This window comes from Sporomusa malonica, assembly GCF_900176355.1.
Taxonomy (GTDB): Bacteria; Bacillota; Negativicutes; order Sporomusales; family Sporomusaceae; genus Sporomusa; species Sporomusa malonica.
Genome location: NZ_FWXI01000027.1, coordinates 1 through 12,408, shown reverse-complemented (window position 1 = coordinate 12,408; position 12,408 = coordinate 1). Strand labels below are relative to the sequence as shown.

General features: G+C 46.0%; 12 protein-coding genes and 4 tRNA genes. 8 read left to right on the top strand and 8 right to left on the bottom strand.

The genetic code is table 11. The features are described from left to right. Positions 1–13 precede the first annotated feature (13 nt). The 8 genes from B9A22_RS21750 to B9A22_RS21715 all read left to right on the top strand — a co-directional run bounded on the left by B9A22_RS21750 (position 14) and on the right by B9A22_RS21715 (position 6,362). Positions 14–448, top strand: coding sequence for a DUF134 domain-containing protein (locus B9A22_RS21750; protein WP_084578050.1), 435 nt, complete (start codon positions 14–16; stop codon positions 446–448). Positions 449–687: 239 nt separating this feature from the next. After that, complete coding sequence (locus B9A22_RS21745; RefSeq protein WP_084578049.1) at positions 688–1,536, top strand: nucleotide-binding protein; 849 nt, start codon at positions 688–690, stop codon at positions 1,534–1,536. Continuing rightward, positions 1,536–2,453 carry an ATP-binding protein gene (locus B9A22_RS21740; RefSeq protein WP_084578048.1) on the top strand — a complete coding sequence of 306 codons (918 nt, stop codon included), beginning with the start codon at positions 1,536–1,538 and terminating at the stop codon, positions 2,451–2,453. Before B9A22_RS21745 ends, B9A22_RS21740 begins: the two co-directional genes overlap by 1 nt. 86 nt (positions 2,454–2,539) lie before the next feature. Continuing rightward, entirely contained in the window at positions 2,540–2,908 is a 369-nt protein-coding gene (locus B9A22_RS21735; protein ID WP_084578047.1) for a NifB/NifX family molybdenum-iron cluster-binding protein, read from the top strand. A gap of 33 nt (positions 2,909–2,941) precedes the next feature. Further along, entirely contained in the window at positions 2,942–4,156 is a 1,215-nt protein-coding gene (locus B9A22_RS21730) for an iron-sulfur cluster carrier protein MrpORP (RefSeq protein ID WP_084578046.1), read from the top strand. 92 nt (positions 4,157–4,248) lie between these two features. Then, on the top strand, positions 4,249–4,980 hold the full coding sequence (locus tag B9A22_RS21725) for a Rossmann-like domain-containing protein (RefSeq protein ID WP_084578045.1): 732 nt from the start codon (positions 4,249–4,251) through the stop codon (positions 4,978–4,980). A gap of 186 nt (positions 4,981–5,166) precedes the next feature. Continuing rightward, entirely contained in the window at positions 5,167–5,427 is a 261-nt protein-coding gene (locus B9A22_RS25665) for a hypothetical protein (RefSeq protein WP_084578044.1), read from the top strand. 35 nt (positions 5,428–5,462) lie between these two features. After that, positions 5,463–6,362, top strand: coding sequence for a peptidase C69 family protein (locus B9A22_RS21715; RefSeq protein WP_084578043.1), 900 nt, complete (start codon positions 5,463–5,465; stop codon positions 6,360–6,362). A 229-nt stretch (positions 6,363–6,591) separates the two neighbouring features. On the opposite strand, the gene B9A22_RS21710 is transcribed toward B9A22_RS21715, so the two are convergent. From B9A22_RS21710 to B9A22_RS21675, 8 genes are all read right to left on the bottom strand, one after another. After that, positions 6,592–7,974 (bottom strand): mannose-1-phosphate guanylyltransferase/mannose-6-phosphate isomerase, encoded by a 1,383-nt coding sequence (locus B9A22_RS21710; RefSeq protein ID WP_084578042.1) that lies wholly within the window; start codon positions 7,972–7,974, stop codon positions 6,592–6,594. A gap of 33 nt (positions 7,975–8,007) precedes the next feature. Next, entirely contained in the window at positions 8,008–9,042 is a 1,035-nt protein-coding gene (locus B9A22_RS21705) for a glycosyltransferase (protein ID WP_084578041.1), read from the bottom strand. Next, positions 9,042–10,292, bottom strand: coding sequence for a glycosyltransferase family 4 protein (locus B9A22_RS21700; RefSeq protein WP_084578040.1), 1,251 nt, complete (start codon positions 10,290–10,292; stop codon positions 9,042–9,044). Before B9A22_RS21700 ends, B9A22_RS21705 begins: the two co-directional genes overlap by 1 nt. Before the next feature lie 88 nt (positions 10,293–10,380). Then, complete coding sequence (locus B9A22_RS21695; protein ID WP_084578039.1) at positions 10,381–11,388, bottom strand: glycoside hydrolase family 130 protein; 1,008 nt, start codon at positions 11,386–11,388, stop codon at positions 10,381–10,383. Positions 11,389–12,025: 637 nt separating this feature from the next. Further along, positions 12,026–12,114, bottom strand: a tRNA-Leu gene (locus B9A22_RS21690). A gap of 55 nt (positions 12,115–12,169) precedes the next feature. Then, positions 12,170–12,244, bottom strand: a tRNA-Cys gene (locus tag B9A22_RS21685). Between the two features lie 7 nt (positions 12,245–12,251). Next, a tRNA-Gly gene (locus tag B9A22_RS21680) sits at positions 12,252–12,326 on the bottom strand. Between the two features lie 5 nt (positions 12,327–12,331). Beyond that, a tRNA-Phe gene (locus B9A22_RS21675) sits at positions 12,332–12,407 on the bottom strand. Between the last annotated feature and the right edge of the window lies 1 nt (position 12,408).

The following is a 12,408-nucleotide window of genomic DNA, read 5'->3' as shown; positions in this document are numbered from 1 at the left end:
TGAAAGGAGCACCATGGGGCGCCCACCTAAAGAACGTAAAGTCGAAAAACTACCACCTGTTACACACTATAAACCCGCCGGGGTTCCCTTGCGCGATCTTGAAGAAATAACATTAAACATCGAAGAAATGGAAGCCATTCGCTTGGCAGACATCGAGCTATTAGATCAGGCGGCTGCGGCTGAACGCATGGGAGTATCACGCCCAACCTTTCACCGCATCCTAAATAAAGCACACCAAAAAATAGCTGCTGCTTTATGGCAAGGCTATGCCCTACGGGTTGATGGTGGTAACTTCCGCGTCGCACACCGTTGTCAAACTAGTCTGCGTCATTTTGTTTGCCAGACCTGCGGTCACAAGTGGACTTTACCTCACGGTACAGGACAGCGTTGCCATGATCTAATATGCCCTGCCTGCCAAAGCGCTACTGTCATCCGTGATGAGGATTAAAAATTTTTGACTCAATTATGAAATATATTTCATAATTGAGTCAAGGATAAAGGAGGTCTCAATATCTATCCATCGCTGCTTCATAACTATATTTTTATCTTGATTTTGAAATATAGTTCATTTTTCATAAAAGGAGGTGATTCCTATATCTAGAGGAGATGGAATAGATCCATGAGGTAATGGACCAAAGGGTGCGTGGAATGAGCCCACCTCATTACCCACACGAAAGGAGGAACCCGATGCATATTAGCATTGCCAGCGGCAAAGGCGGAACCGGAAAAACCACTTTGGCCCTACTGCTCGCTGCTACACATTTGGATATAACCCTGATCGACTGCGACGTAGAAGAGCCGAACTGTCATTTGTTTTTAAAACCTAAGTGGCAAGAAGCGGGGCGCGAGATCAACGTTATGATACCGCACATTATCACCGACTTGTGTAATGGCTGCGGGGCTTGCTCAGCTGTTTGCTTATTTAATGCCATTGCGATCTCTGGTAAAACAGCCCTGTTATTTGACGAGTTATGCCATAGTTGCGGTGGCTGCATTCTCGCGTGCCAGCATGGTGCCATTAGCGAGTCTCAAAAACCTATTGGCATCGTCACCAACGGAGTGTCCACGACTGCTCCTGGCATTCGCCTATTAAATGGTACTCTCAAGATTGGCGCCCCCAGCGCTGTGCCTCTCATTAAAACAATCAAACAAGTTGCTACTAACCTTAACGGTGATGTCTTGCTCGATTGTCCACCCGGTACTTCCTGTTCTATGGTTACTGCTGTCAAAAACAGCGACTTTTGCATACTAGTGACTGAGCCGACTCTCTTTGGGAGGCACGACCTAGAACTAGCCATGAATATTACACAAATGTTACATATACCTACAGGAGTTGTGATTAATAAAAGTGACCAAGGCACTGGTGATGATAGCATCGAAGCCTTATGCCAAAGCCGCCATATCCCTGTATTAGCTAAGATTCCTCACAGTCTTTCCTTTGCCAAGCAATATGCTGCAGGACTCATTCCTAATGAATTTCAGGACATTGCCGCTAGGATTTGGCATCAAATTATCCCGGACAGGAGCGCAATCTAATGAAGGAATTGGTCATTGTCAGCGGCAAAGGTGGCACCGGAAAAACCAGTATTAGTGCCGCGCTCGCCTTTTTAGCACATAAAAAAATTATGATAGACTGCGATGTGGATGCTGCCAACTTCCATTTGATTAGCGGTGCTGTCATTCGCGAAACCCACGAATTCAAAGCTGGTTTTGAACCACAGATCAATAAAACAGTCTGCACTCACTGCGGCAAATGCACCGCCTTATGCCGATTCGGAGCCATTGCCGACGGTGTCATTACCACGCCGTTAAACTGCGAGGGTTGTGGTGTATGTGCCTTTAACTGCCCTGAACATGCTATTGGCATGCAAGAAAAACGAGCTGGGAACTGGTTTTCATCTGACACACGTTTTGGCTGCTTGATTCACGCCGAACTTGGTTTAGCTATTGAAAACTCAGGTAAGCTTGTCAGTAAAGTCCGACAAGAAGCGAAAAAAATTGCCACAGCCAAACATTTACCACTGATTATTACTGATGGTCCGCCAGGCATTGGCTGCCCAGCTATTGCGGCATTATCAGGTGCTAGTTTAGTATTGGCTGTTGTAGAACCTTCTGTCTCCAGCATGCATGATTTGATGCGTTTGGTTGATTTAGTAACTCATTTTAACTTACCTCTTGCTGTATGCATTAACAAAAGCACCCTTCACCCGGAAAATACCAAAGACCTAATAGCCTGGTGCAACAGCAAAGCTCTTCCTATCGTCGGACAAGTTCCCTACAGCGATGCATTTCGCTGCTCTGTCCAGTCCGGTAAAACCGTGTTGGAAATTCCAAATGTTGAAGTGAAAGACAGTCTGACGAACCTATGGCATAACCTAGCCAAGTACTTAGACGTTCGGGTTACCGAAAGTAAGCTTGGTTATTTACAGCGAAAACTTAATCCATTTCGATAGTCTTCTAATTTTCATTCATGCCAAATAGTACGCACACTAAATACATTATTTATATAAATTAACCATAGAAAGCGAGGAAAATGCATATGAAAATTGCCATTACTTCACACGGCCAGAATCGCAACGCAGCAGTCGATTCTCGTTTTGGCCGAGCCGATTATTTCGTCCTTTATGATCAAGAAAGTGACACTTGGACTTCTCTGTCCAACACCCAAAACCTCGAAGCTGCCCACGGAGCTGGCATCCAAGCAGGGCAATCCCTGGAAAAAACGGAAGCCAGTGTGCTGATAACTGGTCATGTTGGCCCTAAAGCCTTTAAACTTTTAGATGCCGCCAACATCACTATGTATTCCTTCGGTGATTTTAACGGCACTGTAGATGAGGCACTAAGAGCCTTCCTTGATGGCAAATTGTCTTCAATTAACAGCCCTGGGGCAATGGGACATGGCAAATAATCACCAATAAGGTAATTTAAGGAGATGTTTTAAATGTCGTGTAGCACAAATAGCGATCATGAGTTAGAAGCGCAAAATCAGATAATCAACCATTTTTTACAACAGGTAAAATACAAGATAGTTGTCATGAGTGGCAAAGGTGGTGTCGGAAAAAGCACTGTTGCCACCAATCTCGCAGTCTTTTTAAGCAATCAAGGCTATCAGGTTGGCCTACTGGATGTTGATGTTCACGGCCCCAGTATTTCCGGGCTTTTAGGGCTTACTGGCCTTCGGCTAAACACTATCGGTAATAAAATCCAGCCCTACCCATATGATGAAAATTTAAAAGTAGTCTCAATCCAGGGATTATTGGATCAACCAGATGCTCCTCTAATATGGCGTGGCCCAGTAAAGATTGGCATTATACGCCAATTCTTATCAGATGTTAACTGGGGAACACTCGATTTTTTGATCATCGACAGCCCCCCGGGAACAGGTGACGAGCCACTGACAGTAGCGCAAACTGTTACCGGTTGCCAGGCTGTTATCGTAACAACCCCACAAGAAATTGCCTTAGCAGACGTACGCAAATCCATTCATTTTTGTCAAACAGTTAAGATGCCAATCTTAGGCATCATCGAAAATATGAGTGGCTTTGTCTGCCCCACCTGCGGCAATATGCATGAAATATTCAAAAGCGGCGGTGGTAAAAAAACAGCCGCTGATTATAACCTTACCTTCTTGGGACAACTGCCCATTGACCCTGGCGTAGTCACCGCTGGTGATGCTGGCCAAAGTATAGACACTTTAACCAGTCATACTAAAGAGAAAATGCAGCATATTGTTGATCAGTTAATTCATCAGCTTCCTAATAAGCAGAAAGGTGTTGACAAAACTATGAAAATTGCAATTCCCGTAGTTCAAGGAAAACTTTGCACCCATTTTGGCCATTGTGAACAATTCGCCATCCTCACTGTAGATGACGGCAAAATCGTCGAACAAGAGACCCTGACACCGCCGCCCCACGCCCCTGGTGTCATTCCAAATTGGGTGGCCGATCAAGGATGCACAGACATCCTAGTCGGCGGAATGGGCGAAGCAGCGCAGGCGATTTTACAAGAACGCGGCGTACAAATCTTATGCGGGGCACCATGTGATGCTCCTGAAAACCTCGTTGATCTATATTTACAAGGCAAACTTGTCAATTCAGGAAACACCTGCGACCACGAACAGCACGACCATCACGGTCACGGCTGCGGCGGTCACTAAGTAACCTAATAAAGACGCATCTCAAGAAAAATTCATCTCCTCTTGGATGCGTCTTTATCTATAAATTTATTATCAATAAGGAGCATCATGGTATGACACTGTTGGAAGAAGCAAAAATAAAGCTCTCACAAATAGTTGAAAGCCAAAACTGGGCGTATAATGAAAAAGTTATGATTGTATCTGCACGCGATCTCACTCCCGAAGAAGCAATTGGAAAACCAGATCGCGATGATTACCCTCTCCTTACCGGAAAGGAAGTTATGATGGAAGCACGCCTGCGCGATGGTATCGGGCAAGCCTTTACCGATCAGCCAGGACACTTCGAAGGTACATTGAGCGATGTACTACAACTGCCGTTGGACACCAATTTCCGTCGGGCAGTGTTCGTTGCAACCTTGAACGCCATTATGCGCAGTTTGCAACAGCTTGAAGCAACAGTCCACTGTAAAGATAAAGAGCCAGCCCTTTGCGCCCAGGAACTGCCTGCTTATATTCAGAAAAAGTATGGTCGTCCTAAAATCGCTTTCGTTGGTTTACAGCCCGCCCTAATTGAAGCTTTAAATAACGCCGCCTTTGAGCTTAAAGTTACCGACCTTAATCCAGATAATATCGGTCAAATTCGCTGTGGGGTTCGCATTGAGGATGCGGCTCTTAATTCCCAGCACGCACGCTGGGCAGATATTGTTCTCTCTACAGGAAGTGTCCTAGTCAATGATACCTACCACGAACTGCAGCAAGGAAAGCCAGTGATTTATTATGGTGTTACTGCGGCAGGACTAGCAAAATTATTTAATTTTCCCAGGGTTTGTTTTTGCGGTCACTGAAATGAATGGACATTATGAAGGGCCCCTGAACACTATGCGACTGACTGTTCTGGTCGCACTCGCCTATTCAAAAGCCTCCTATAAAAATAAAGCCAGCAAGGTGACTTCAAATCAGGAGATAAGAGGGCCTCTTTTTCTGTTTAACGTTCCGGTCATACAGGTTTTCAAGGTGAATGCACTACCTTTATGGCCCAAGGTTCTGCTCTCAAAAGTGGTAAAGGAACTATAATTTCTAAAAACCGCGACCAATCAGCCGCCACTCTATCGGAAATTGGTCTGCAAGAGAAGCCACGCCATACTTCAGATGAGGTATACCAAGCAGCTTACATTGATATTCCTCAAGTGACGGAAACTTATAAATTCACCGGTTCCCGTACAGCTGGGCGTTGGGGTTACGGCATGGGGATCAGTGCGCTTAGTTCTGGAACGTGCCAAGACAGCTCGTGAAGGTGTGGATGTTGTTGCTAATCTGGTAGAAAAGTATGGTCAGTCTTGGAACGGCATTATCTTTTGCGGTTGAACAGAAATGGGTCAAAGAAGGCACGCAAAGAATAAACTTCCGCAACGTATACGGCACGCTAGAGTTATATCCTGATAATAACGATAATTTTGCCAAGCGTCCTGCAGTCGAAAAACTGTATAATACGGAAATGCGTTACCAAAGAGCGATGGAGCTATTGGCAAAAGCAACCGGGCAAATAGATGCTGGCACTTTGATTCCATTTACACGCGACCATTATGATACTTATAAGTTACCAAGCGGTAAAGTAATAGATATGCATCAAGTTCCCTTTTATAGCAGCGATGTTGTTGACTGGTATAATAGGGAGTGGATGGCTGAATGGCCAAAGAAAGATACGATTGAAACCTCAATGTACATTCGTGGGGTTTGTGAACATGATTTAGGCTGGGGGGCAACAAGTTCTACCGGAATGATGATATCCAGGCCCGACGTCCCTAATGAGCTAGGATTAATGCTTCATAGCTATATGCAGCCTTGCAACAGTACCTATGTACCTTTTTACGTTGGAATTACTAAGGTAGATCCAAGATATAGTACACCAGAGGCAGCGTATGCTTTCCATAGTATTGCTATGCGCAGTTTTGGCTACTATAAACTTTACCATGAAGGTATTCGCGCTGCATTCGATTCCTATGAAAAAGAACTATTAATAGATATGCCGGCTTTCGAGCAACAGTATATTAGCCTTAAAAATTCCGGCAATGATATGGAAGCGCAAACCGCGATCAATGATTTTGTCGCCAATAAATGCGACAGTGCTCTAAAGGCCGGGGATAAGGCATTGGAAAATATTGAAAAAGGCCGCTGTTCAAAACAGTCAATGGAAAGCCAGATAAATAAAGTTGTTGCAAAAATATAGGCACCTCGAGGGTTTTAATCCCTAAGAGGTGCCTATTGCTTTTTCTGTTGAGAAATCGCCTCAAAAATGCCGTATTCAGCAGTTGAGGCCTCCTTCGCCTATACTACTGAGTACAACCGTGCTAATATGGCATTAAATTTAACTGTGTCATCAAAATGTCGTCAGGACTCATTGGACTATTAAGTGTCCATTCTATAGGTCCATTTTATTTTCACACAGCCCCTTACTATCATGACCTGCCGTATCGATCGTTAAAACGGACGATATCATCCTCACCCAGATAGCTGCCGTTCTGCACTTCGATAATCTGCAGCGGCAATTTCCCGGGATTCTCAAGCCGGTGCTTGGTTGTTTGTGGCACGAAAATACTCTCATTCTCATGCACCATTTGTTCAGTATCACCAATAGTTACCTTTGCCGTACCGCCAATAACAATCCAATGCTCACTACGGTGATAATGCATCTGCAAGCTAAGAATTTCCCCTGAATTAACGACAATCTTCTTCATCTTATATCCTGGTCCAGAACCTAATACTGTATAGAATCCCCAAGGACGATAAACTGTCGTATGTTCATCCGCCTCAACCCGGCCCTTCGCCTTTAGCTCACCCACTAGATCCTTGACCTTCTGGGACTCGCCTTTTTTCGCAACAACGATGACATCGTCCGTCTCTACTACCAGAATATCCTCAAGACCGATACCGGCAATAAGACGGCTATGTCCCAATATCAACGTATTTGAACATTCAATCGGCATACAATCGCCTTTTACGGCATTACCGTCCGCATCCTTATCCAGTACGTCATAGATTGCATCCCATGAACCGATATCATTCCACTCCGCCGTAATCGGCAGCATCACCAATTCTTCCGATTTTTCAGCGATCGCGTAGTCAAGCGAGATGTTAGGCATTTGGGTAAAATTCACCGTCATCTCAGCTAAACTACTTTCGGCCAATTCATAAATCGCTGGCTGATATGCCTGTAATTCGTCCATGAGACAATGTATAGTAAATGCAAACATACCCGAATTCCAGTAGTAGCTGCCAGCAGCAAGGTACGCCTCTGCGGTCTGTTGATTCGGCTTTTCACGGAAGGACTGGACGGCAAAACCACCACCAAAAGGCTTGCCTACTTGAATATAGCCATAACCGGTTTCCGGATGATTCGGCGGTATGCCAAGGGTCACAACCTTGCCCAACTTCGCCAGCCCGATCACCTGACGAACGTTTGCCGTAAATGTCTCTATCGGGCGGATAATATGATCAGATGGCGTTATATATAGTATTTCATCAGGCTCACAGCCCAGTTGCTCCAGACAGTATTTTGCCGCAAATGCGACCGCCGGGGCCGTATTGCGCGCCACCGGCTCCAGCAGGATATGGGCTCCCTGAGCCTTGGCGGCGATAAGTTCTGTTCGTACAAGATGAACATATTCCTGATTAGTCACCACTACCATGTCAGCGGGTTTTACCAGGGGAAGAAACCGGGCGATCGTCTGGGCAAGCAACGATTCTTCGCCATTCAACTTTAAAAACTGTTTGGGAAACAGTGTGCGCGAAAGAGGAAACAGGCGACTACCTCCGCCACCGGCGAGAATAATTACTTTCATAAGATAATCACGTTCCTTTTTTTACTGATTAAATCATAAGTCGCAGGGAACTGCATTGTCCAAAGCCAGACTGGCAATACAATAGCCAACAATACTTTCAGCTCCTTGATTGCGGTTCAGACCATCAGCCATTATACCATCATAACAACCGCCAGTTTCAGCGTTAATCAGACTTTCACGGCAAGAGTTCTCCCCCATATACCAGGCAAAACTCCGCCTGGCTAATACCAGCATGGCTTCATCGCCAGTGACCTTATGAGCAACCAAATGAGCCAGCGTGGACATGGATGCCTCGACAGGCTGCTGATCATATAATGCCGGTTCACCCCCCCGTATCCACCACCCTCTACAGCCCACCGGCCGGAAAAAGCCGTCACGAAAGGCATCTTGATCAAGAAACATCATGCTTTGGCGCGCTATACAGAGAAACCTGTCCTGCCCTGTTTGGCGGGAAGCCACGAACATAGCCCAAGGCAGTACGGCATTATCGTACGAGAGGCTGTCTTCAAACCAGCACCAGCCCTCCCCTGCACACTGTTCAAAGCGAACGGCGATGGAATCAGCGAGCCTGAGGATCAGGCTATTGCTCTCAGTCCTATCAATAAAACCCAGGCCGATCAGGGCATATGCCTGCCCCCGCAGGCACTTGAGAGAAGAAATACGTGACAATGCGCGACTGACTGCGCTAGTACATGCATCCTTTACCCCACCGGGCATCACTGTCGAAGCCAACGTATACCCTAAGGCCCAAAGACAACGGCCGAAACATTCTTCAGATCCTTGTGTTTCTGTGAATTGCCGGCCATAGGTCATAAAATTCCGGAAATGGCCGCTTTCATTCTGGGCATACAAGATGAATGCCAAGTAATGATAGACTAATGCAAGGTATTTCGACTGCCGTTTCTTTTCATAAAGCATCACCGCCATAATTAATGCCCGGGCATTGTCGTCAGTTGTATACCCCTTATCCAAATCAGGAACATTGTAACGGGTGTGTTGGAACATACCCGTATCATCGGTCATCCGAAAGATATGTGCATCATCAAAGACATTGCCTAATTGAGTCATTATCCCACCTTCACTCCATTCCGACTAACTATAGCAAGATGGGGATGAGAGTTTGGAATCGATGGGCGAACAAGTCGCCTGGTATCATTTTTCGTCCGATTTCCTCTGTCATCAATGATCTGCATGCCTAGTTCGGCATATTGAGCGGCTACATTGGCCCATGTCATTGTCCGGCCAACTGCCAATGTCTTCATCTCCATTTCTTTTTTCCGAACTGGATTGGCGAGCACTGATCGAATGCACGATGCTATCGAGTCGGAATCTCTGAATTTGCCAAGCATTCCACGACCGCCACCCAGCATTTCCTCTGCATAACGATATGGGGTCGATACAATAACCCGTCCACACCCCATGGCATATGCCAACGTCCCGCTGACCGCCTGCTCTTTCGACAGATACGGTGTCAAGTACATATCGGACATATGAAGATGGGTAATCACTTCTTCCTTTGTCAGGTACTTATCAATAAACCAGATATTATCCTGCACCCCAAGGCTTTGCGCTAAATCCATCAGGCTCTGTCTATATTTTTCGCCCATACTTTCTTTGACGCATGGATGCGTCTTACCAAGGATTAGATACATCAGATTTTCATAATCCGGTACGACTTTCGCCACCGCTTCAATCCCATACTCGAGGCCTTTGGCCGGGCTAATGAGTCCAAAGCTGCTAATGACTTGCTTGTTCTGTAAGCCGTGATTGATTTTCAATTTTTCTCGCGATTCTACTTGCATATTAGGAACACCGTGAGGGATAAAGATGAGTTTCTCTAACTCAATACCGTATGTCCCAGCCAATATGGGAATAGAACTTTCAGCCATCGTCACTACCTTGGTGCTGAGCCTTCCTAATTCTCGTAGGACAGCCTGTTGCTTGGGCGATGGTTCTAACAACACAGTATGTGTCGTGACGATAAAAGGAATCTTCAGTCTTTTGGCTAAATCAAGGATATATTCGCCACATTCGCCGCCAAATATCCCATATTCATGCTCGATAACTAAGAGATCCACATTATCATTCGCCCATAGTGCCGTCAGCAGATAACTCGTACGGTCGTGCTGACTAAGTTTGCGTTTTACTTGGGAGTTTGTATATCCTTCCTTATCCACCACTGCAATAACACTTGGTTGAATAAATGGTATTTTATCAATTTCGTTCACTAGATCTTCCGTAAATGTAGCCAATCCACACTCCCGTGGCGGATAGGTACTCAAAAAAGCAATATTTCTTATTTTATTTGTTGCAATCATCTTTTTGGTCTCCTTCTTTTCTTCCGCAGCCTTTTTATGCGTTTCTAAGCTGCAGCTTACCGGCTCACCCGGGTTTGACTAATCAATATTAATAAAGTGCCTCATCCAACGGTTCCGGACATCTTTTAATATATTCCAGCAAATCGCCGACACTAGCAGTAGCCAAAGCAATACAAGAATCAGCCCCACCGTAGTACATTTTCAACAATCCGGTCTTATCGTCTAACACCCACCCGCTTGGAAATACCACGTCATCCACGTCCCCTTCCCGTTCATACCATTCGGTCGGCCCAAAAACCCATTCATCACTCCGGTGCAATACCTTCATGGGATTATCCAAATCGAGTAGTGCCAGTCCAAGTCGGTAAAGCGATCCAGAGCACGTTTGGCGCACTCCGTGGTATAACAGTATCCAACCTTCAGCGGTTTCGATCGGCGGTGCTGCAAGACCAACTTTCCCACCATCCCACCAACCACCCCGCCGGGCGTGCATTAACACCTGCCGGTCGCCCCAATGGGTGAAGTCCTCGGAAGATGACAACCAGATGTGCGCACCAGGTACATAGTTGGCGGTAATCGGCCGATGGATAAGCGCCCATTTTCCGTTTATCCTGCGCGGAAAGAGGGCGGCATCCTTATCTTCCGGCGGCATGAGCGGTCCGAACCGCTCAAAATGGATAAAATCATTGGTCAGCACCATCGCCACAAGTGGTCCACCGCGAGAATAGGCCGTATAGGTAATCGCCCACTTACCCAATTCAGCAAGCCAGGTAATCCTAGGATCTTCAATCCCCCACCGCTCCTCGGGATAATTTCCCGGATCGGGTTCCAACGTCGGCATTTGATCAATCTGCCAGTTGCCAACGCCATCGTCACTAATCGCCTTAGTAAAGTGAGAGAAGCCCCGCCGGTCTTCCACGCGAGCAAGCAACAAAACCTTGCCATGAAACATCGTCGCCGCCGGGTTGAATACTGTATTCACGGGATAAGGCCAGTCCTTGGCCGATAAAATGGGATTCTGGGGATTTCTCAGAAAAAGCTCTTTATATGTATTGTTTTCGTTTTTCAACTTGGTCTCAAATCTATTTTTGCCCATAAAAAAAAACCTCCTACGTTTGGATATTCGGCTCGTGCCGGCGAATGTGATACGTCACACCCAATTTCCCATATCCCGTGGCGGTTTAAAACACAATATGGAGTTATCAGTAATTGTTAGTAGGTTCTAACAATTTATAGCTTATTATACTACAAATATTTTTTTCTGTCAAATAAATGTTTTCCTCGAATAAGCAATTGTCCATTTCAATTGAACATCATAGTATAATAAACTCAACATATTCAAGACACGTATCGGATTGGCAAAAACACAGATTTTAAATCAATAGAACGCATTGCGCTAAAATTTTCTCAGAGACCGCTCCGATATATCCATATCTAATACTAGAAGAACTTCGGCAGAGCCAAGAGTTAAGCCTCTATTCATTAACCGCCAGATGCTTTTATTTGCCATGAAAACTCGCCCAGCGGACATACGCCTTATATGTAGTTCGTGTTCCTCAGACCGAAGCTTTGCCGCCGACTTCCTTCCGATTGTGCCCTCACGGGCGACATTCTTGTCTTAGGCTAACGGTTGGCACTATCCACCCCCGTATTGGACTTTCACCAACAAGTAAGCGACCATGCTGGGCGCACATGAAAAAGACTTCGCAATGACTGCGAAGTCTTATAAATACTGGTGCCGAGGACCGGAATCGAACCGGTACGGAAATTTCTTTCCGACGGATTTTAAGTCCGTTGCGTCTGCCAGTTCCGCCACCCCGGCATAAGTGAATCTTGAGTAGATTCAAGCTTGCAATGCAAGCAATGATAAGAAAACATGGAGGCGACACCCAGATTTGAACTGGGGAATAGAGGTTTTGCAGACCTCTGCCTTACCACTTGGCTATGTCGCCACATGAATGGAGCGGAAAACGAGATTCGAACTCGCGACCCTCGCCTTGGCAAGGCGATGCTCTACCGCTGAGCTACTTCCGCTTTAATGGTGCCTCAGGGCAGAATCGAACTGCCGACACGAGGATTTTCAGTCCTCTGCTCTACCGACTGAGCTACCGAGGCG